Source organism: Brevundimonas sp. UBA5713 (genome assembly GCF_002419815.1).
Taxonomy (GTDB): domain Bacteria; phylum Pseudomonadota; class Alphaproteobacteria; order Caulobacterales; family Caulobacteraceae; genus Brevundimonas.
The window spans coordinates 1-20350 of the sequence record NZ_DIGV01000030.1 but is presented as its reverse complement, the minus strand read 5'-3'; the positions used below and the strand labels follow the sequence as shown (position 1 = coordinate 20350).

The following is a 20350-nucleotide window of genomic DNA, read 5'->3' as shown; positions in this document are numbered from 1 at the left end:
ATCTCTAGGCCGTGCTATACCAAGCTTAGCCAAGACGGCTTTTCACATGTCGCCGAACGTGTTGTGGTAAGGCGAACCGGTGCTGTTGTGCGTGGAGTTCCACATGTTAGCCGCCGTCGCGTCTGCCTTGCTTTTGATGTCTTCCCAGTCCGCGACCGGCGAAGGCAGGCCGGCCGCGCCTTTGGTTATCACCTATGAAACAGCCCTGCGGTGCGCGGGTCTGACCCAGGCCGCCAGCGAGCTGAGGGGCGGCGAGACAGCCGAGGGCCATGCCCTGTATGACGACGCGCTCTTTTGGTCGCTGACAACCATCCAGCTGGCCACAGCGCAAGGTCGCAGCCCCACCGCCACCGAAGACGATATGCAGAAGGCCCGCATCGGTGCCGTGCGTCGCCTGTCATCAGCGCATGACGACACGCTTCGCGACCTGCGCCGCTGTCGCCAACAGGCACCGTCCCTGAACGGTGGCACCCGCAGTCAGTAAAAAACCTGAGGTATTCCAAAATCGAACCCGAAGGCTGGCGCTGCGTTTGCTTAGCCATGGTGGAGGCCTGAGGACGGGTCTCGATCCGGGACAACGGATGCAATGTTCGAGTTTGGAAGAGATTTAAGGCGGCTGTTTGAAAAGGCCCGTGACAGCTATGACCTGGGATGGTTGGAGCTGGTCAGCGTCGGTCTGGTCGAAACAGAGGCCCGTCATCAAAGCACCGACGCGGGCCGCGTCTCGTGTTCGCGCCCGTATGAAGCGTGGATGCGTGCCGCCGCCCTGTGGCGTGAACACGCCCGCCGTACGGGATCCACAGACAGCCTTCGCCGCGCCGAGCAGGCCAGTCGTGATGCCGCCAAGGCCGCCCAGACCGAAGATCAGGCCATGCTTGCCGCGCTGGACGTGGGCCAGACGTCGCTTCTGGTATTTGACCTTTATGGCGCACCGCGTCGTCTGACGGGTCTGCTGTCCAGTCTGGAGCGCCTACCGCAAGCCCGTCGGGCCGATACTGCCGCCCAGATCGAAGCCCTGAAAGCACGCCTTAGCGCCCGTCAGGCCCGCCTCGCTTCCAGCCCGGAACAGATGGTTGAAGCAGCCAACCGCTTGGCAGAAGCGATGGATGGTCTGACACCCGAAATGGCTTTGGTGTGCGACGAGTTGAAACTGGAGCGCGCCTCCCTCTCGCTGGAAGCGGGCATACTGGCCCGCAATGCACGCCTGCTGGATCAGGCGGGCCGTGATCTGCGCCAACTGGTCGAGCAGGCCAAGCCGGATGAGCGCCCTGTCAGCCGCGCCCGCGCGCTGGCGCTGTGCGGCACAGGGATGGCGGCGCTGGCTTCCATCGCCGGCGACCATGAGGCCCGTTCGCAAGCCCACGCCTTGTTCGATGCTGCCGCCGATCAGTTCTCCTCGGACCACAGCCCTCTGGACTGGGCCGCGATCCAGCTTCTGCGCGCCGACCGCGGCCCGATGCCGGAACAGCAACTGAACGAGGCCTGTGCCCTGACCAATATGCCGGGATTGATCCTCGGAGCCCTTATACGCGAGCGGGCAATGGCGCATGCCATCAATCGGGCAGAAAGCCATGGAGACACGCCTACGCTTCAAGCCCTGCGGCTGGACACAGTGCAGCGGCTGGCGCTTACCATGGATGAGACCTTGCCGGTCGATTGGGCTGCAGACCAGATCACCCTGTCGCGCATTGCTCTGGCCCTGACCGCCCGCAATCCCTCAGGGGCGCGTGATCTGGGCATGGCCCTGTACGAGGCCGCCGATGCGGCGTCTTCGGTTGGCGCACCGGCGCTGGCGCAGCGCGCACGCGAACTGATGGTGCTGACCACCACGCATTAGGGGATGTTTCCCCGACGCTTGTGACAGGGTTTTCGCAGTGCACACCTTGACCCCGCCCTTACGGCTGCCTAGCTGACAGGCTTGCCGAAAGGGTAGCTCAAGTGACTGACCAAAACGCCGATCCCGTCCACGCCTTCATCGACTCCGCCGTGAAGGATCATGACGTCGTCCTGTTTATGAAAGGCACGCCGGATTCGCCGCGTTGCGGTTTCTCGTCTCTGGCTGTGCAGATCCTCGATCACGTGGGCGTCGCCTTCGTGGGCGTTGACGTGCTGCAGTCGGAATCCCTGCGCGAAGGCATCAAGACCTACACCGACTGGCCGACCATTCCGCAGCTTTATGTGAAGGGCGAGTTCGTCGGCGGTTCCGACATCGTCCGCGAAATGTTCCAGTCCGGCGAGCTTCAGGCCCTGATGGCCGAAAAGGGCATCGCCCGGGTCGAGGACTAAGCGATGGCACGGGCCGTACTGGAACCACGCGCAGACCGAGAGGTCTTTGTCGTCCCGCTGGACGTGCGGCCCGAGCACATTGACGAAAATGGCCACGTAAACAATGTGGTCTATGTCGGCTGGCTTCAGGATGTGGGCACCGCCCACTGGAACGCCCGCTTTGACGACCAAACGCGCGCCAAATGGTCGTGGGTCGCCCTGCGCCACGAGATCGACTACTTCCGTGGCATTCTGCCGGACGCCAAGGGCATTGTGGCCCGCACCTGGGTCGGTGACCCGCAGGGCCCGCGCTTTGCCCGCTATGTCCGTATCGAGGATGCCGAGGGCAAGGTCTGCGCTCAGGGCATTTCCGAATGGTGTCTTGTCGAGGCCAAGACCCTGCGCCCGACGCGTATTCAAGCCAACATGCTGGCACCGTTTTCGGCCTGAGGCGCTACAAAGCAGGGGGCGCGTCCCCGCGCCCTGACGTCTCGTAAAGCTATACAGAATGGCCAGCCTTAGCTGGAGCGGCCGCGTCCCTGCACAACCACGTCCTTAAGCCGGAACGGGTTGTTGACGGTCACCGCCGTGCCATGCGGCAAACCCAGCTCCTCGAAGGTCCACTGAACTTCCAGACCATCGGGCATGGGATTGTTGCACTGGTCCTCGTTGAGACGACGTACCGTCAGGATCGAGAAGTCGCGCGCACGGGTCAGATAAGGCACCAGATCCGACTTGGTGGTGCATCCGTTCGACGTCACACGGACAATGGCCAGATCGTCGGTAAAGGCCGCGCCGTGGATCGGTTCCAGCGTGCCGGGCATGGGCGCGATTTCAGACGACAGGGTCGCGCAGGCCGACAGGGCTGCAGTGCCACCGACGACCACCATCAGGCGCGCGGTGCGGGTCAGTGAGCGGAAGCTCAGTTTCGTCATATCGGCCTCCCTCCAGAACGCGCACGGCCAAGGTCAGAATGACCTCATTCGCACAAGAAAGGAACAGTGATTTTTTACAAAGAAAAGAAGGCCCCGCCGAAGCGGAGCCTTCTCCGAACGATTTTCCCGCCGAAACGGGATTTCGTTACTGATTACGACGAATAGTATTCGACGATCAGGTTCGGTTCCATCTTCACCGGATACGGCACGTCGGCCAGTTCCGGCACGCGCACGTAGCGCACCGAGAAACCGCGGTCACCCAGTTCCAGATAGTCCGGGATGTCACGCTCGCCCGACTGCTGGGCTTCCAGCACCAGAGCCATGTTGCGCGACTTTTCCTTGACCTCGACGACGTCGCCGGCCTTCACGCGGTAAGAAGCGATATCGACCTTCTTGCCGTTGACGGTGACGTGGCCGTGCGAGACGAACTGACGGGCAGCCCAAACGGTCGGCACGAATTTGGCGCGGTAGACGATAGCGTCCAGACGCGATTCCAGCAGGCCGATCAGGTTTTCCGAGGTGTTGCCCTTACGACGGTTGGCTTCAGCGTAGATCGCCGAGAATTGCTTCTCGGTGATGTTGCCGTAGTAACCCTTGAGCTTTTGCTTGGCCTTCAGTTGCAGACCAAAGTCCGAAACCTTCGACTTACGACGCTGGCCGTGTTGGCCCGGGCCGTACGAACGCTTGTTGACCGGCGACTTGGCGCGGCCCCACAGGTTTTCACCCATGGCGCGGTCGATTTTGTACTTGGCGCTATGACGCTTGGACATAGTCTACTCTCTTATATGACGCGGCCCGGTCCCTCCCCTATTGGAGGGACGATCTCAACGGCGGTTCACGCATCGTCCGTGTTCAAACGCACCTCGGGCGCAAACCCGTGATGTGAAGGGCGCGCTTATGACCCCGAACCCCTTCAGAGTCAATCTTTGCGGGCTTTTGAAGGCCACTACCGCCCTCAGCCGGCCTCGGCGAAAGCCGTAGTCGCATCTTTCAAAGGCCGCGCATCGCGCATCGGGCGGCCCAACAGGAAGCCCTGCACCTCGTCACAGCCTTGCTCTCGCAGGAAGTCCAGTTGATCGGGTGTCTCTACCCCTTCGGCCAATACCGGAATATTGAGACTTTCGCCGATGGTCAGGACGGCGCGGATGATGGCGCGGGACTGGGGGCTGCCGCCCAACTCGGTCATGAAGGCGCGATCAAGCTTGATCTTGTCGAACGGAAAAGCCCGCAGAGTCGACAAGGACGAATAGCCGGTACCGAAATCGTCCATCGCAATCGATACACCCAACGCCTTCAATTGGCGCAGAATGTGGGTAGAGCGGACCATGTCCGAAATCATGGCCGTCTCGGTGATCTCCAGTTCCAGTCGTGAGGGAGACAGCCCTGTTTCCAGCAAGATCTGCTGCACCAGACGCGGCAGATCGGCGTGCCCCAGCTGTACGGGCGACAGATTGACTGCCAGACGCAAGGGCTTGTCCCAGAGCATCGCTTCCTGACAGGCCCGGCGCAGTACCCATTCGCCTATCGGCAGGATCAGACCGGAATCCTCTGCAACGGGAATGAACTGGTCCGGAGGCACGAAGGAGCCGTCCGCCTGCGGCCAGCGCAGCAGAGCCTCATAGCCGGTGATGTCGCCACCCGACACGCTCACCTGTGGCTGGTAGTAGATTTGGAACTGCTCCTGCTCCAGCGCTTCGCGAAGCCCCTGGGTCACGCGGCGACGATGGCGGACAGCCTCGTCCATCGCTTTTTCATAAAAGCAGACCTTGTCATGCAGCGACGCCTTGGCGCGATACATGGCCAGATCGGCATTGTTGATAAGGATAGAGGCGTCCTCTGCATCGGTAGGCCAGACGGCGACCCCCACCGATGCGCCGCATCCGACGTCCGTATGCTCGCTTGACATCGGAATCTGGATCGCCTCGATCCAGCGCATGGCGGCGGCCCGGATATGGGCTTCGTCAGCCTCGGGCTTCAGCGGCACCAAGCCAATGAACTCGTCCCCGCCAAGACGGGCAATGAACTCGCCTTCTTGCGAGGCCCGTTTCAGATTGCCGGCAATGTGCACCAGCAGCTGATCGCCAACCGCATGGCCATACAGGTCATTGACGTCCTTGAACCGGTCCAGATCGATCGCGAACAGAGCGAAGCGACCGCCTCCAGCCAGCAGCTGCGTCATGCGCGCCATCTTTTCAAGGAAAGATGCCCTGTTGGGCAGACCGGTCAGACTGTCATTTCGGGCCAGGAAAGCGATGCGCCGCTCCTGCTCCAGACGCCGTCTAAGATCGCGCACAGCAAAAAGGCGCACCGCTACGCCGCCTTCACCGCGCTCGTGCCGGACAGTGACTTCGACGGGCACCTGTTCGCCGTCCACGGTCCGCAGCTGGCTCTGCACCACCGCCTGTCCAGTCATGGCCTCGGCGTCCTCGATCCAGCGCGCGATAGGCGTGCCGCGCAGATCGGCCGAGATCAGACCGCACAGCGATACAAAGGCCTCGTTGGCCGTTACGATATCGCCGTCGATTTCAATCACCATGCCGTCCGCAGCCCCGTCGATAAGGGCGTTCAGACGGCGGTGTTCGCGTTTTTGGGTTTGGTCTTGAAGGGCATAGGTAGCCAATGCCGAGCCCAGCAGCAGCATGCCGACACCGGCTACACCGAACGCCAGCAAACTATGGCTGACGCCCGACGTCTGAAGGGCGGCATCCATGGGCAGCACAGTGACAGCGGCCATGCCGGTAAAGTGCAGGCTGACGATCGCGCCCACCAGGGCAAGGCTTCCCAGAACATTTGCCTGAATGGCCTTGCGCCGGCTGGCGAGAGAAAAGGCCGCCATACCGAGGCCGATCGCCAAGACAACCGAGACGATGACATAGGTCGGATCGAACAAGAGGAAGGCGCGGTTTTCCAAACCGGCCATGCCCAGATAGTGCATAGCCGAGACTGAAAGCCCGAACAGGGCCCCACCGGCCAGCCTCGGCGCGGTACCTTTCAAGGAACCGATACCCAGCGCCAAGGCACACCCGGCAAGAGCGACCACAAGCGAAGCCGCCGTCGCGGCAGGTTCATAGGCGGTAACCATCGAAGGCGTCCACGCCAGCATGGCAATGAAGTGGGTACACCAGATGGCGGCACCGCCCGCGCCCGCGCCGGTCACCAGCCAGGTCGCGCGGGTCAAGCCGCTCGTTCCGTGCATCTTACGGAACAGGCTCATGGTGATCACCGACCCGATCACGCACACCAGAGCCGCCAAGGCCACCAGCATCCAGTTGTGGTCTTCGACCACACACGTCAACACGCGCATACTACGTTCCCAAACTCGTGGGCACGTTCTGGGCCCAGAAGCGTAACTAGCGTCCAAACGATAAGGGATAACAGGCCCTTAAACGGAAACAGGGAGCTGGTTGGACCAGCTCCCTGTGAATATCCCCTGAAATGTCAGGAAACGACGCTACAAATCAGCCCTTGATGGCTGCGGCGTACAGTTCGTTGACCTTGTTCCAGTTCACCACCGTCCAGAACGACTTCAGATAGTCGGCGCGGCGGTTCTGGTATTTCAGATAGTAGGCGTGCTCCCACACGTCGGCGCCGAGGACGACAGCGCCCTTTTCGTCGGCGACGTCCATAAGCGGGTTGTCCTGGTTCGGGGTCGAGGTGACCTTCAGCTTGCCGTTCTGCACGATCAGCCAAGCCCAGCCCGAGCCGAACTGGCCAGCGCCAGCGGCATTGAAGGCTTCCTTGAAGGCGTCCATGCCGCCCAGATCGGCGTCGATAGCGGCAGCCAGCTCAGCCGACGGCTCGCCAGCCTTGTCGGCCGGAGCCAGCAGTTCCCAGAACAGGGCGTGGTTCCAGTGGCCGCCACCGTTGTTGCGCACGGCCTTCGGCAGCGACGACATCTTGGCGAACATGTCTTCCAGCGACAGACCTTGCAGCGAAGCATCAGCCTCGACCGCCTTGTTCAGGTTGTCGACATAGGTCTGGTGGTGCTTGTCGTGGTGGAAGGTCATCGTCTCCTTATCGATGGCCGGTTCCAGCGCGTCATAGGCGTAGGGGAGCGGCGGAAGGGTAAAGGCCATGATGGGTCTCCTTGATTGAGTGATCCGATTCCACTTGCCCTCTATCTAGAGACGCTGGGCGCAAACCCAAGGCTCTACGGGCACTTTCACAGAAAATTTTTGGTTTTCGCCTTTTAAGGGAACACCGTTACGGCGAGCGCGTTTCAGAACGTTCTCCCCGCTTAAAGGTATGCTTATGTCTACGCATGCAGAGGCCCCCCTGTCTGACGCCGAGCTGGACATCCTCAAGACCCAGCTGCACTGCATCATGCCGCGTCTTAGCAAGCGCCAGATTTATGAGCTGGGCGATATGCTGTTCGATGAGGCCCGCCGTCGCCGCTATAATGTGGCTGATGAACCGCGCGGGTTCTCCGTCACCATCTGAGGGATCAGCCCTCGGCGTAGAGTTCCTGTTTAACCCGCTCGGCCAAGGTTTTGATGTCCAGCGGCTTGGGCAGGAAGCTGACGCCCACCTCGTCCTGCAACAGGTCCGAGAAGTCGCTTTCGGCATAGCCTGAAATAAACATGACCGGCGCATCGCCAAGGAAAGGCCGTGCCTTGCGCAGCAGTGACGGGCCATCCAGACCCGGCATGATGACGTCCGAAATCAGCATATCGATCTGACCGGCCCACTCTTCGGCCAGGATCAGGGCTTCCTCGCCATCCGAGGCTTCGATCACCTCATAGCCGCGCTGACGTAGCAGTCGGGCGGCGATGCCGCGCACAGCCGCCTCGTCTTCGACGAACAGAATGCGGCCCGCGCCCGACAGATCGCGCGGTGCCTTGACGACCTTTTCGGCCACCGGCACCTCGACCAGTTCCTCGGCAGAGGCCGCGGGCAGGAAGATACGGAAGGCCGCGCCCGCGCCATCGATATTGGTGACATTGATGTGGCCACCCGCCTGCTGGACGATCCCGTAAACGGTGGCCAGCCCCATGCCTGTGCCCTCATTGACCGCCTTGGTGGTAAAGAAGGGCTCGAAAATCTTGTCTAGCAGTTCGGTCGGCACGCCCGGGCCGGTGTCGGCCACCTCGATCAGCGCCACTTCTTCGGTCGCGTCGCGCCATCCCATATCGCGCGCCTCGGCCTGTGACAGGCTACGGGTGCGGATCGTCACGACGCCCGCCCCTGGCTCGACCACGCCGCGCATGGCATCGCGAGCATTCACCGCCAGATTCATCACCGCCGTTTCCAACTGCGACTTGTCAGCCAGCACCAGCGGCAGGTCGCGGCCATGGTCGGTTTCCAGCCGCACATCCTCGCGCAGCAGGCGGCGCAGCAGGACGGCAAACTCGCCCACCAGTTCGCCCAAATCGAGACGCTCGCGGCGCACAGTCGACTTGCGCGAGAAGGCCAGCAGCTTGCGCACCAGATCGGCCGCGCGGATGGCTGTCTGGCGGATTTCGTTCAGCCCCTCGTAAGACGGATCGCCTACGGGGTGACGCTCCAGCAAGCCTGACAGTTGCAGCTGGATAGCCGTCAGCAGATTGTTGAAGTCGTGCGCCACGCCGCCGGCCAGCTGGCCGACAGCCTGCATCTTCTGAGCCTGCGACAGCTGCAGCTCCATCGACTTCTGGCCCGTCACATCAAATAGCCAGATGCGACGGCCATCGCCCTCGGGCGCGACATAGAGGTGCAGACTGCGATCCGGGTGGGCGCGGGCGACCAGTTCAATCGGGCCGGACGACCCCGCCTCCAGTTTGGCGCGCGCCTCGGCCACGCCGGACGCATCGAACAGGTGGCCAAAGGCGGCATCCCCAGAGGCCGCAGGACCGGTCAGCACCGACAGGGCAGCATTGGGCTCGCTGACCTTGCCCGCAAACAGATCATCGCCACGGATGAGGGCCGAACCGAACGGCGCCCCCGCTGCCATGGCGCGGGCCTCGCCCTGCACGGTGGCGACAGGCGTGCCCTGAACCGGTGCTTCGGAGATCGGTAAGGCGGCATCGGGTGCGGCTCGGACCAGAAAACGCCCCTGCCCCGCATCGCCGATCAGAACTTCTTTTTCACGGCTGCCGATCTGGACAATGGCACGCCCCTGTTCGCCCTCGCGGGCCTGGGCAAAGGCCATGTAGAGAGCCCGCCCCGACTTGCCGCGCGGCAGGTTGGCCAGATCGCCATTCTCCTCGGCCCATGCGGCGTTGTAAGCCAGCACCTGACCGCTATCCCACACCAGAGCCGCGGGCTCCCCCATAGCGTCCAGCATTTCGACGGCAGTATCCCCCGTGGGGCGACGCTCGGCACGGCCAAACACATTGATGCCGACCACGGCAATCAGGCCCGCCGCGATGACAAGGATCAGGCTAGGGGCCGTGAACGCGTCAGCGCGAAACGCCGGATAGGCAATCGCCGCTACCGCCAGCGCAAACCCCACCGCCATCACCAGCAGCAACGGGTCCAGACGCCCGCGACGCAGCGCCTTGGCCTTCTTGCGAACCTGTGGGGTGGAAACTGTCATCTCGCCTCGCCTTCAGCGAATCATACGCCACGGATCGTAAGCTGGAAAAGCTTAACCCTATCCTGTCCCGATAAGGGACAATGGCGGGGTCACTTCTGGGTTAGCGCACGCCCTAGCGGGACTTGCGGCTCTGCATGACGAAGCCAATGACCTTGGCGGCAGCTTCGAAATGTTCGCGGGGGATGATCTCGTCCACCTCGACGCTGGCATACAGACCACGCGCCAGTGGCACGTTCTCGACCACCGGCACCCCGTTTTCGCGGGCGACCTCGCGGATGCGCAGGGCCAGAGCATCTACGCCCTTGGCCACGCAGACGGGCGCGGCGTCGCCCTCGTCGGGCTCATAGCGCAGGGCGACCGAGTAGTGGGTCGGGTTGGTGACCACGACGGTGGCGTTCGGCACGGCCTGCATCATACGCTGGCGGCTGCGCTGCATACGGATCTGGCGCAGTTTGGCTTTGACGTGCGGGTCACCTTCGGACTGTTTGAAGTCGTCCTTGAACTCCTGTTTGGTCATGCGCATCCGCTTGGCAAAGCGCATCCGCTGCCACAGGTAGTCCACCCCCGCCGTCAGCGCCAAAAACACCAGCGCCGCGATAAACAGGCGCATCGCCATATCCAGCGCATAGGGCAGGATGGCCAGCGGGCTCATGGCCGCCAGATTTTCGACCTCGCGGACGTGCGGCTTCAACACCCACCAACAAATCGCGCCGATCGCCACCAGTTTGAGGAAGGTCTTGAGGAATTGAACCAGTCCGTCGGGACCAAAAATGCGCTTGAACCCGCCCAGCGGGCTGATCGTCGACCACTTCGGCTTCAGCTTCTCGGCAGTGAGGATGAAGCCCTGCGACTGGGCCAGATTGCCCGCCATACTGCCTATGATCACCGCTAACATCAGCGCGCCCAGAAACGGCGTCACCGCCTTGAGCGCCTGCATGCCGATTTCGACGCCGCCACCCGCTTCCAGCCCGCCCAGCATGGCGTGAGGGCTGGCAATAAAAGGCACCAGGTCCTCGGCCATCTGCATGGAGAAATGGCTGCCGCCAATCAGCAGGACCGCCGCTGCCCCGCCCAGAGACAGGGTGGTGGCCACGTCTGGCGACTTGGCAAAGTCACCCTTCTTGCGCGCGTCCTGAAGTTTTCGCGGGGTGGCTTCTTCTGTTTTTGACTCTTGGTCGGCATCCTCAGCCAAGGGTCCCTCCCGCCATCACCCGCGCCAGTGCGCGGTAACGGTCAATGAACACAGTGCCCAGCACACCCAGGCTGAGCGCGAAAACCGAAAGCCCCAGCAGAACGCTCAAAGGCGCAGCGGCGAAATAGACCTGAAACGACGGCATCACCCGCGCCACCAGACCCGACGCCAGATTGAAGATCAAAGCAAACACCAAAACAGGTGCCGCCAACTGTACCCCAAGCAGAAAACTCTGCCCCAAAGTGCGCACGGCCAGAGTGCTGAAATCAGCGACGATCAGTGGCTTGGCCGGCGCGATCAGATCATAGCTGCTGACCAGCCCGCCGATGAACAGATGGTGGGTGTTGGTCGCAAAGATCAGGGTGATACCCAGCAGGGTCAGGAATGCCGATATGGTCGATCCGGGCGAGGCCTGCATGGGGTTGGCCGTCTGCGAAAAGCCCAGCGTCGTCTGCATGGAGACGATCTCGCCTGCCGTGACCATGGCAGTCATGAAACTGCGCAGTACCGCCCCGATGGCCAGCCCCACCAGAACCTCGCGGATGATCCAGCCCACCACACTGCCCAGCGTCGGCGGCAGGGCGGGCAAGGTGTGGCCGACAATCGGAAACAGAACCAGCGCGATCAGCAGCGCCAGCGACAGACGCACCCGCGCGGGCACATAGGATTCACCGATACCGGGCAGCAGCATGATGACCGCGCCCAGACGCGCGAACAAAAGGCCTGCGGCCCAGACCTGCTGTGCTGTGGCATAGGGCTCCATCGCCCGCTAGATGCCCGCGATCTTGACGGCGATCTCGCGCATGAAACTGCCCAGCAGCGCGCCCATCAGCGGCAGGAACAGCAGCAGCGAGATAAAGATGGCGATGATCTTGGGGGCATAGACCAGCGTCTGCTCCTGAATCTGGGTCAGGGCCTGAAACAGGCCGATCGCCACACCTACGACCAGAGCCACCACCAGCGCGGGCAGGCACAGCTGAATGGTCAGCCACAGGGCGTCACGACCCACATCCAGAACTTCCGCGCCGCTCATCGACCGCTCCAAGAAACTGGGCAATAAATGCCGACAACATGGTTAACGAGTTGATAACCACACGGCCAAGCTGTTCCTTAGGGTGCTTCGATGGGTTTGTAAGGTGCATATTGCGGGCGCAGTGATTGTGTGTGTCACCGCCTCTCCCCAAATGGATCGGTCTGTCCTAAAGAGACCCTATGTCTGATCACGATCACTCACCCGCCGTCTCTCAGGAAGAGGCCGAAGCCGCCGTCCGCACCCTGATCCGGTGGGCTGGCGACAATCCCCAGCGCGAAGGCCTGCTGGACACGCCCAAGCGCGTGGCCAAATCCTATCGCGAACTGTTTCAGGGCTATGACGTCGATCCGCGCGAATATCTCGAACGCACCTTCGAGGAAGTCGGCGGCTATGACGAACTAGTGGTTCTGAAGGACATCCGCTTTGTCTCGCATTGCGAGCACCACATGCTGCCGGTGATCGGGCGCGCCCACGTGGCCTATCTGCCGACCGACCGCGTGGTGGGTATCTCCAAACTGGCCCGCGTGGTTCAGGGCTTTGCCCGCCGCCTGCAGATTCAGGAAAAGATGACCTCGGAAATCGCCCACGCGATCATGGATGTGCTGAAGCCGCACGGCGTCGGCGTGGTGATCGAGGCCGAACACTCCTGCATGACCATGCGCGGCGTGAACCTGCCCCACTCCAGCCTGACCACCTCCTGCCTGCTGGGCACGGTGCGCGAAGACCACCGCACCCGCGAAGAGTTCCTTCGTCTGGTACGCGGCTAAGACGCTCGCACCCGGATACAAAAAGGGCGGCCTCGATTATCGGGGCCGCCCTTTTTAATGTCTGGTCGCGCAGCCAATTAGATCGGCATGCGCATGATTTCCTGATAGGCGGAAATCACCTGATCGCGGACAGCCAGAACAGTTTCCAGCGAGGCCTCGGCGGCGCTGATGGAGGTAACCACGTCGATCAGATTGCCCTGACCGTTGACGTTCTGGGTCATCTGCACCTCCGCGGCGCGGGTCTGGTCGGCGGTTTGCGACACCACCGATTTCAGCAGCTCGGCAAAACCGCCTGCTTCATTGGCCGGATTGGTCTGCGGCGTCGGGGCGGTCGGCATGGCCGTGCCCTGAACGGTCGAATACAGGCGTGCCGCCATCATCGGATTCATGGCCTAGCCTCTTAACGCTTGATGATGTCGAGGGTGCGCGATTCCATCACACGCGCCGTCTCGATGACATTGAGGTTGGCCTCATAGGCGCGCTGGGCCTCGCGCATATCCATGGCCTCGACCAGGGTGTCGACATTGGGACGGCGCACATAGCCCTGCTCGTCCGCTGCCGGATGCGACGGATCATATTCCAGTTTGAAGTCGCTCTGGTCAGGACGCACATCGGCCAGCACCACGCCGGTCGAGCCGTTCAGATTGCGGGCCTGAAACACCGGCATCTGGCGACGATACGGATCGCCACCGGCCACAGGCGCGGTCGAGTTGGCATTGGCGATATTCTCGGCAATCACCCGCATGCGCGACTGTTGCGCGCGCAGGGCCGAGGCGGCCACGCTCATGGCCGGATTGCGGGCCGTGGCAGGGCGTCCGTTGATCGGGTCAGCCATGGTCTATCCCTCTTAACCAGCGCCCGGCTTGCGCGCGGCCAGCCGGATCATCTGCATGGATTTCTGGTAGAAGCCGATGGCCGCATCATAGGCCATACGGCTCTCGGCCATTTTCAGCATCTGCTCTTCGACCACCACCGAGTTGCCATCCAGCGTGGTTTCGCTGTCGGGTGCACGGTTGACGGTGTGGCGGATGGTCGGCGTGTTCGGGGCGATGTGGGCGGCATGGGTAGTCATGACGCGAACATTGCGGTTGTTGTCCAAGGCCTTGGCGAAATCGGTCGGGACCTTGAGGTCGCGCGCGCCATAGCCGGGCGTGTCGGAGTTGGCGACGTTCTGGGCGATCACCCGCTGGCGGTCGTCCAGCCAGCCAAGGCGGCCCTTGATCTGGTTCAGCAGTGACAGGTCGGTTACGGACATGTCTCCCCCTCTTCCCCGATGGCCCAATCCGTTGATCGGCATAATTTGCCGCGTGCATGGTTAATATTCCCTATCTCTTAAAGGCGTATTAACCACGTTGCCGGAACCTTTGCCTTAAGAAGCGGCAAAGCTTGTTGGGCCACGGGCGTTATGAACCTCCTAGATCTTTTGCGGGCGGTCTTCGGACTGGCCATTACACTTGGCCTGATCGGGCTGGCCGCCTATGCGGTGCGGCGCTATGCGCCCGAGCTGATGGCCCGCCTGCAGACCGAAAGAAAGGTCCGCCGCCTCAAGGTGGTCGAGACACTGGTGCTGGACCCGTCACGCCGTCTGGTGCTGGTACGGGTGGACGATGAAGAGCGCCTGATCCTGCTGGGAGAAGGCCGCGAACTGATCGAGCCGCGCCTGCCCGCCGCGCCCGAACCGGCCCAAGCCCCTGCCCCCGCCGCAGAGCCATTCATCGAGCGTCCGCGTTCGCCCCTGCCGCGCGTTTCCTCGCTTCAGGAGCGTTTCTGATGGCTGGAAAACGACCCGCCCTTTTCGGCATGCCGTCCAAGGCCGAGTTCAAGCGTGCCGCCATCCTGTCGGCAGTGACCACGCTGGCCTGTCTGGTGTGGCCGGTTGCGGCCCTCGCGCAGTCGGCGATCAATATCGATCTGGGCACCGGCGCGGGCCTGTCCGAGCGCGTGGTGCAACTGGTCGCCCTGATGACGGTGCTGTCGCTGGCACCCTCTATCGTCATCATGACCACCAGCTTTGTGCGTATCGTGGTGGTGCTGTCGCTGCTGCGGACGGCACTGGGCCTGCAACAGTCGCCGCCCAATGCCGTGCTGGTATCCTTGGCACTGTTTCTGTCGGCCATCGTCATGGCTCCGACCTGGCAAGACGCCTATGATTCGGGCATCCGCCCCCTGATGGATCAGCAGATGGAGCTGCCCGAAGCCTTCGATGCAGCGTCAACTCCTGTAAAAACATTCATGCTCTCTCAGGTGGATCGGGACGACCTATCGTTGTTCACCCGGCTGTCGAAAATTGAAGCGCCCACGGACCTTGAGGAACTCCCCCTGCGGGTGGTCACTCCGGCCTTCATGATCAGCGAGCTCAAGAAGGCCTTCGAAATCGGATTTCTCCTTTTCGTTCCGTTCCTTGTGATCGATTTGGTCGTCGCCAGCGTGCTGATGTCCATGGGTATGATGATGCTGCCGCCCGTGGTTGTGTCCCTGCCGTTCAAGCTGATTTTCTTTGTGCTGGTTGATGGCTGGCGACTGGTCGCCGGAAGCCTCGTCGAGAGCTTCCAAAGAGCAGCTGGCGGGGGATAAATCCCCGCCCTCATTACATTTGCGCGGCAAGGGGGGTTGCCAAATCGCGCAAAACCATCGTTGATCCCTCATCTTCGCCCGACGTTCGCGGGCGACCACTTTGGGAACGACCCTCATGACCACTCAAGCCGAACTGATCGCTGCTGTCGCTAAGGACGCAGGTGTTTCGCAGGCTGACGCCGGCAAGGTGCTGACCGCCATCGTCGAAAACATCCACAAGTCGCTGAAAGCTGGCGGCGACGTGCGCATTTCGAACCTCGGCGTGTTCGACACCGCTGAGCGTGCAGAGCGCGAAGGCCGCAACCCGGCCACCGGCGCGACCATCAAGATCCCGGCCTCGAAGGCCGTGCGCTTCCGCGTGTCGAAGCCGCTCAAGGACGCTGTGAACAGCTAATCCTTCGTGATCGGGGCGGCGGCGCTTTTGGCACCGTCGCCCTTTTCACATCCCCTCCTGACTGATCGGGCATAGACCGGCAGGATCAAGGGGCCGCCAGACGAAACGTCAGGCCGCGCAATGCTCTTCATTCTGAAATCGATAGTGTCCTAGCCCGCGACCGCCGGTCGGGTGCAGCCGCCGGTGTCGCAGCAGGCGTGGCCGGTTTGGCCTCGCCTTGCGGGTTACGCTCGCGGAACTGGGCCTTGGTCTGGGCGATCCAGCCCGCATAGGTATCCGCCTGCGCCGACAGATTGGCAAAGTCCGCCACACCACCTGCCCCCACGCCGTCCAGACCCGCCAGAGAGATACGGATGGCACCCGAAGACCGCGCGCCTTCGGCAAAGCGGCCATAGCGCTGTGACAGGCGCGTCAGCGCGGCGCTATTGTTCGATAACGAATAGCCCACGCCCGCGCGGATCAGTTCGCTCTCCTCGACCGGCGTCAAAGGCGTGGTATCACGCCAGCGATCGCCCAGCCTCTGTTCATACAGCGCTGCCGCCTCGGCCCAGTTCTCCTGCTTCCACAGAATCTCGGCACGCACCTGACGCGCCTGAGGGGTGGCATCACGGCCCAGCACCTCCAGCGCGTGGTCATAGCGGCCCAATTCCATCAGGGCGCGGGCCTCCAGCGCGCGGCGCTCTTGAGCCACAGCAGTGGGCAACAGCGTATTGCGCGACGACCACAGCGCCTTAAGGGCCGGTTCGGCCTGACGGTTCATCAGATAAACGGCCGCCAGATTGGCCGACACCTGCGCCTTGGCCACGCCATCCAGACGGTTCTCGGCCTGATATTTCAGCAGCTCTGCGGCCTGATCCAGTAGGTCGACGTCGATCAGACGACGCGCCAGACGGCGCACCATCTCGTCGCCGTCTGCGCCCACTGGGGTCAGCTCGCGGAAGTCAAAGAACAGCGCCAGCGCCTGAACCGGTTGCAGTCCGTCTGCGGCCCCCTCAAGGAACAGCGCTCGGAAGGCGGCATCCAGATCGGTTTGCAGCTTGGTCCCGCCCGGCAGGCTGGTGATGCGCGGCCCTGCCGTCTTCAGCGCCGTCAGCGCCTCTCGGTACAGGCCTTGCGACAGATAAAGCTCGCCCAGCGTGCGGATGACCGCCAGTTCGGTGCCATCGCCGCGCCAGCGCCATTTCAACGCCTCGAGCTGGCGCGCGGCAGCGTCGGCCTTAAGCGTGCCCTTGGCCATTTCCAGCCGGATCACACCCAGCTTGCCCGGAGTAGCCACACCATCCATGGGCGTGCGCGCCACGGCCTTATAGACCTTGAGCGCCACATCGTTCTGGCCGTCCATCTCGAACAGCTTGGCCTGCACCAGACGGGCGGCCAGCTGATCCAGCGGAGGCACATCGTTCTGGCCGAACACATAGGCCAGCAGTTCGCGCGCACTTTCCTTGTCGCCAGCCTCCAGCGCGCCCATGGCGTGGGCGGTGCCAAAGCGGGCGCGCCATTCCACGGGAAAGCCGTCCACGGCCCCTGCGCCTTGAGCAAACAGGCGGCGCGCCGCCTCCCAGTCGCCCTGTTGGCTGGCGATATAGCCCTGCCACAGACGGGTCGAGACATCGCCCGCCAGCGCGCCGGACGAGAAATCCGCCTCGGCCTCGGCATAGCGACCGATGGCAGCGCGGGCCGCCCCGCGCAAACCGCGCACCTCGGCCACGCCCAGCATGGACGGGCTTTGTTTGATCAGATTGTTCAGCAAGCCGATGGCTTCGAAATGCAAACCCGATCCGACGAGGAACCGTGCATAGGCCATGCGGGCGGTGATAGGGGTGCGGGCATCCTCGACGGCGCGGCCGATTTCCAGCTCTGCCGCTTCGCGCAGTTGGGCATGGCGAGCGGTAAAGCCGCCCTGACCTGTGCCGCCCCATTCAGGCAGTATCTGCGCCGCATAGCGTGCCGCGCGCGGCGCATCGGCCAGCATAGGTCCTTGCGGCAAGGCTTCATCCGGAGAGGACAGTTTCAGTCCGCGCGTGCGCGTGATCGTCACGCGGTCGCCCGCGGTCTCGACCGAGAGATCATCCGCCACCGCCGCCACAGCCACGCCGTGCGCCGTCGGCAGCAGTTGTGCCTCTATGGTCCGCTTGCCCGTCTTTACCCCCTTGCCGGGGGCCAGAGCTGGGACCACGGCAAACCTGTCGCCCGACATGGGGTCGGTCATCCAGATGGTGCGGGTAGCACCGGCCATGCGGGCCGTCAGGCTGGCCTTGACCGTATCGTCGCGGGCGATCTCCACCCCGTCGCCACCGCCACCCCCGCCGACCGTCACAACCCAGGCCGAGCCCTCGGCGCGCGCCGAGACGCCCTGACCGGGCGCGACAGCGATACGAACGGCGGTAAAGTCCGGCCCTACAGCCCAGCGGATGCCTTCGCTGGAGCCATCCTTGATCTCCATGCGCGCGGCATGATCGAACACCGCCCAGACCGCCGTGCCCCGCCGGAACACAGCCGACGCCACCTGCCCGCCCCACTCGAAACGCAAGGTGGTGCGGCCATGGGCGCTTTCCACCCGCACCGGTACAACACCACCCGCAGGCACCGGCGACGGCTTGCCATCGGGACTGCGCGCGGCATTGGGGTGGATATTGACCCAGACCGCACCATCGGCACGGCCCGTGCCCATGCGCACCCCTTCGGCCAGCGTCAGCACCAGTTCGGTCGCACCCGTTACCGCGCGCGTCTCGACCTTTTCCACGCCCTTGGGCGGATCGACCCGCAGGCGGCTGATGTCAGGGGCTGCCGTGGCCCCCAGCCGCACGATGACCTGCTGGCCTTCCTGACGCACGCGGGCGCGGCTGCCGATGACGCCAGCGAGCTCTACGCGGGTAAAGGCATCATTGGCCCCGATGCGGATTTCAATCGGATCGGCCTGACGCGCGACCGCCATCGGAGCCATGGGCGCAAACACAAGCACCCCTGCTGCGGCGGCCGCAACAGAGGTCTTCAAGGCGCGTTTAGTGGCGATGGCCCCGGACATTTCGATCCATTGTGTCCCCCAACCGCTTTCATGGCCGTTAACGCCGATTAAGCAAAGCCATAAATGTCTTGGACAAAACGCTCACTTGAAACTGAGCGGTTAAAGGGCGAGATCAGGGGTATTCGTGAACCGTACCCGCCCCGGCGGAGTAAAGGATGTGCCGTGTCAGAACCCGAATACCCGCCGCTCAGCTCGCTGAAGACCGGTATCCGCTGCCGTTGCCCGCGCTGTGGCGAAGGGCCGATGCTGGAAGGCTATCTGACCATCCGCAAATCCTGCCCGAACTGCGGCCTCAGCTATGCGTTTGCCGATCCGGCCGACGGTCCGGCGTTCTTTGTCATGTCCGTGGTCGGCATCGTCGGCATGGCTCTGTTTATGGCGTTCGAGTTCACCGTGCATCCGCCGATCTGGGTGCACTTCGTCTTCACCTTCCCGCTGATTGCGGCCATGTGCCTGGGCATTCTGCGCCCGTTCAAGGGGTGGATGATCGCCTCCCAGTACCGCCACAAGGCACTGGAAGCACGCTTCTAAAATATAGACGGGCCTGAAGTCGCTTCAGGCCCTTGGCTTTTAGGCCCGCCCGCCCATCGGCCCATAGGCACACGGGGCGAAACTGCGACTGACACGCGATTGGGCCGCTCCGTCACGCCGATGCGCGCCGCCGCCCTTGGCCAGTGCATCCAGCCCTTCGGTGCGGCCTGCCTCGAATGCATCCATCACGGCCAGAATACGCTCGGCCTCGGCCAAGGTATTGGGGGACTGCGCCAACAGCCACGCTTCCACCCCTTCGAATTGAACACCCAGACCACTTTTCTGCGTGGCCTCACTGACGCGACGTTCGCACCAATCGTGCAAAACCTTGCGTGCCGCTTCGAGATCCCAGGCTTGCGCCATAACGCGCCCTCCCTGTTCAGTTGCGCTCAGCAATGACTACTGGAGTGACGCTAACGCCTATTATGGCCCCGTCGATCCCACAAAATCGTGAATAACGGCGTGTTTTTAGGCACTTATGACCCGAAGAGACCTTATTCAAATGTGGCGTAAATGTGGAAATATATGATCAATATGGCCTTTTATGGTATGGCAAATCGCCGATATTCAAGCTTTGCTTCAGGCAAAAAACATTGATTTCTTTTGGTCCGACGACGAACCAAAGATAGATCGTCTTGACTATTATCACTGGTCTTAAATTGACGACCTCTAACGGGTCGCCAGTTCTCCCCAACGCCAGCTTGGTGCCCCCAGAGCCAGACGCGGGGCCCCGGCGTCATCGCCTAGTGACAGAACCACCAGCCCACGCACCTGCTCCATGCGGCATTCCCGCGGGGCGAAGGCAATCTCTACCGCGATAGCCTGACGCACGCCTGCCAACCCGCGTCCGTCCTGACCGGTGCTCTGGATCCAGTCGCCATCCCACAGCTGGATCGCGCGCCGTCCGGCATTCAACTCCTGTTGCGCCCGCCGAACGGTCGATTGCACGCGCGCATCGCGTCGCACCATGGCCTGCAGGCGGCCCAGCATATCGCACCCCGTTCCTGTGCCGGAGCCGCCCGAACCACCGCCGCCCGAGCCGCCTTGCCCCGCACCTCCGCCAGCGCCCTGACCTGCGACCAAGGCCCCGGCCAGCTCGCCGTCACCCAGCAGTCGCATG

The 20350-nt window shown here is 62.8% G+C and carries 23 protein-coding genes and 1 pseudogene; 10 read left to right on the top strand and 14 right to left on the bottom strand.

The genetic code is table 11. The annotated features are described in order from the left end of the window. Nucleotides 1-103: 103 nt before the first annotated feature. The 4 genes from B3B04_RS07785 (at nucleotide 104) to B3B04_RS07770 (ending at nucleotide 2715) form a co-directional block, all read left to right on the top strand. Nucleotides 104-484, top strand: a complete 381-nt coding sequence (locus B3B04_RS07785; RefSeq protein ID WP_292041658.1) for a hypothetical protein — start codon at nucleotides 104-106, stop codon at nucleotides 482-484. 102 nt (nucleotides 485-586) lie between these two features. Further along, the gene (locus B3B04_RS07780; RefSeq protein WP_292041657.1) at nucleotides 587-1837 is read left to right on the top strand and encodes a hypothetical protein; all 1251 of its coding nucleotides are present in this window, start codon (nucleotides 587-589) and stop codon (nucleotides 1835-1837) included. Between the two features lie 101 nt (nucleotides 1838-1938). Further along, a complete protein-coding gene (gene grxD, locus B3B04_RS07775; protein ID WP_292041655.1) occupies nucleotides 1939-2286 on the top strand; it encodes a Grx4 family monothiol glutaredoxin in 348 nt (115 codons plus the stop codon). Between the two features lie 3 nt (nucleotides 2287-2289). Continuing rightward, nucleotides 2290-2715: an acyl-CoA thioesterase gene (locus B3B04_RS07770; RefSeq protein ID WP_292041654.1), complete on the top strand. Its 426-nt coding sequence runs from the start codon at nucleotides 2290-2292 to the stop codon at nucleotides 2713-2715. Between the two features lie 68 nt (nucleotides 2716-2783). On the opposite strand, the gene B3B04_RS07765 is transcribed toward B3B04_RS07770, so the two are convergent. From B3B04_RS07765 to B3B04_RS07750, 4 genes are all read right to left on the bottom strand, one after another. Then, nucleotides 2784-3200 (bottom strand): hypothetical protein, encoded by a 417-nt coding sequence (locus B3B04_RS07765; protein WP_292041653.1) that lies wholly within the window; start codon nucleotides 3198-3200, stop codon nucleotides 2784-2786. A gap of 152 nt (nucleotides 3201-3352) precedes the next feature. Then, nucleotides 3353-3970: a 30S ribosomal protein S4 gene (gene rpsD, locus B3B04_RS07760; RefSeq protein WP_292041652.1), complete on the bottom strand. Its 618-nt coding sequence runs from the start codon at nucleotides 3968-3970 to the stop codon at nucleotides 3353-3355. Between the two features lie 185 nt (nucleotides 3971-4155). Further along, on the bottom strand, nucleotides 4156-6504 hold the full coding sequence (locus tag B3B04_RS07755) for a bifunctional diguanylate cyclase/phosphodiesterase (RefSeq protein ID WP_292041651.1): 2349 nt from the start codon (nucleotides 6502-6504) through the stop codon (nucleotides 4156-4158). 154 nt (nucleotides 6505-6658) lie between these two features. Next, nucleotides 6659-7276: a superoxide dismutase gene (locus B3B04_RS07750; RefSeq protein WP_292041650.1), complete on the bottom strand. Its 618-nt coding sequence runs from the start codon at nucleotides 7274-7276 to the stop codon at nucleotides 6659-6661. Nucleotides 7277-7451: 175 nt separating this feature from the next. On the opposite strand from B3B04_RS07750, the gene B3B04_RS07745 reads away from it, so the two are divergent. After that, nucleotides 7452-7640 (top strand): hypothetical protein, encoded by a 189-nt coding sequence (locus tag B3B04_RS07745; protein WP_292041648.1) that lies wholly within the window; start codon nucleotides 7452-7454, stop codon nucleotides 7638-7640. Between the two features lie 4 nt (nucleotides 7641-7644). On the opposite strand, the gene cckA is transcribed toward B3B04_RS07745, so the two are convergent. From cckA to fliQ, 4 genes are all read right to left on the bottom strand, one after another. After that, complete coding sequence (cckA, locus tag B3B04_RS07740; protein ID WP_292041647.1) at nucleotides 7645-9714, bottom strand: cell cycle histidine kinase CckA; 2070 nt, start codon at nucleotides 9712-9714, stop codon at nucleotides 7645-7647. 112 nt (nucleotides 9715-9826) lie between these two features. Continuing rightward, on the bottom strand, nucleotides 9827-10906 hold the full coding sequence (gene flhB / locus B3B04_RS07735; RefSeq protein WP_292041646.1) for a flagellar biosynthesis protein FlhB: 1080 nt from the start codon (nucleotides 10904-10906) through the stop codon (nucleotides 9827-9829). Next, complete coding sequence (fliR, locus tag B3B04_RS07730; protein WP_292041644.1) at nucleotides 10899-11669, bottom strand: flagellar biosynthetic protein FliR; 771 nt, start codon at nucleotides 11667-11669, stop codon at nucleotides 10899-10901. Before fliR ends, flhB begins: the two co-directional genes overlap by 8 nt. Nucleotides 11670-11675: 6 nt before the next feature. Then, a complete protein-coding gene (gene fliQ, locus B3B04_RS07725; protein WP_292041643.1) occupies nucleotides 11676-11939 on the bottom strand; it encodes a flagellar biosynthesis protein FliQ in 264 nt (87 codons plus the stop codon). A 179-nt stretch (nucleotides 11940-12118) separates the two neighbouring features. On the opposite strand from fliQ, the gene folE reads away from it, so the two are divergent. Further along, complete coding sequence (gene folE / locus B3B04_RS07720; RefSeq protein WP_292041641.1) at nucleotides 12119-12706, top strand: GTP cyclohydrolase I FolE; 588 nt, start codon at nucleotides 12119-12121, stop codon at nucleotides 12704-12706. A 77-nt stretch (nucleotides 12707-12783) separates the two neighbouring features. Here the strand turns inward: folE and fliE are convergent, their stop codons facing one another. From fliE to flgB, 3 genes are read right to left on the bottom strand one after another with little or no spacing between them, the layout of a single operon-like run. Further along, nucleotides 12784-13095: a flagellar hook-basal body complex protein FliE gene (gene fliE / locus B3B04_RS07715; protein WP_292041639.1), complete on the bottom strand. Its 312-nt coding sequence runs from the start codon at nucleotides 13093-13095 to the stop codon at nucleotides 12784-12786. A gap of 11 nt (nucleotides 13096-13106) precedes the next feature. Then, the gene (gene flgC / locus B3B04_RS07710; protein WP_292041637.1) at nucleotides 13107-13541 is read right to left on the bottom strand and encodes a flagellar basal body rod protein FlgC; all 435 of its coding nucleotides are present in this window, start codon (nucleotides 13539-13541) and stop codon (nucleotides 13107-13109) included. Nucleotides 13542-13553: 12 nt separating this feature from the next. Continuing rightward, nucleotides 13554-13961 (bottom strand): flagellar basal body rod protein FlgB, encoded by a 408-nt coding sequence (flgB, locus tag B3B04_RS07705; RefSeq protein ID WP_292041635.1) that lies wholly within the window; start codon nucleotides 13959-13961, stop codon nucleotides 13554-13556. 150 nt (nucleotides 13962-14111) lie between these two features. On the opposite strand from flgB, the gene B3B04_RS07700 reads away from it, so the two are divergent. The 3 genes from B3B04_RS07700 (at nucleotide 14112) to B3B04_RS07690 (ending at nucleotide 15674) form a co-directional block, all read left to right on the top strand. Next, nucleotides 14112-14477, top strand: a complete 366-nt coding sequence (locus tag B3B04_RS07700) for a flagellar biosynthetic protein FliO (protein ID WP_292041633.1) — start codon at nucleotides 14112-14114, stop codon at nucleotides 14475-14477. A gap of 29 nt (nucleotides 14478-14506) precedes the next feature. Next, a complete protein-coding gene (fliP, locus tag B3B04_RS07695) occupies nucleotides 14507-15280 on the top strand; it encodes a flagellar type III secretion system pore protein FliP (protein ID WP_312127758.1) in 774 nt (257 codons plus the stop codon). 115 nt (nucleotides 15281-15395) lie between these two features. Then, nucleotides 15396-15674, top strand: coding sequence for an HU family DNA-binding protein (locus B3B04_RS07690; RefSeq protein WP_167179016.1), 279 nt, complete (start codon nucleotides 15396-15398; stop codon nucleotides 15672-15674). Nucleotides 15675-15801: 127 nt separating this feature from the next. Here the strand turns inward: B3B04_RS07690 and B3B04_RS07685 are convergent, their stop codons facing one another. Continuing rightward, nucleotides 15802-18699: a tetratricopeptide repeat protein gene (locus B3B04_RS07685; RefSeq protein ID WP_292041627.1), complete on the bottom strand. Its 2898-nt coding sequence runs from the start codon at nucleotides 18697-18699 to the stop codon at nucleotides 15802-15804. A gap of 243 nt (nucleotides 18700-18942) precedes the next feature. Here B3B04_RS07685 and B3B04_RS07680 point away from each other — a divergent pair, with 243 nt between their 5' ends. Continuing rightward, the gene (locus B3B04_RS07680; protein WP_292041701.1) at nucleotides 18943-19230 is read left to right on the top strand and encodes a DUF983 domain-containing protein; all 288 of its coding nucleotides are present in this window, start codon (nucleotides 18943-18945) and stop codon (nucleotides 19228-19230) included. 39 nt (nucleotides 19231-19269) lie between these two features. Here the strand turns inward: B3B04_RS07680 and B3B04_RS07675 are convergent, their stop codons facing one another. Both B3B04_RS07675 and B3B04_RS07670 read right to left on the bottom strand, forming a co-directional pair. After that, on the bottom strand, nucleotides 19270-19593 hold the full coding sequence (locus tag B3B04_RS07675; protein WP_292041626.1) for a hypothetical protein: 324 nt from the start codon (nucleotides 19591-19593) through the stop codon (nucleotides 19270-19272). A gap of 306 nt (nucleotides 19594-19899) precedes the next feature. Continuing rightward, nucleotides 19900-20350: pseudogene (locus tag B3B04_RS07670) on the bottom strand (hypothetical protein); the annotation flags it as partial.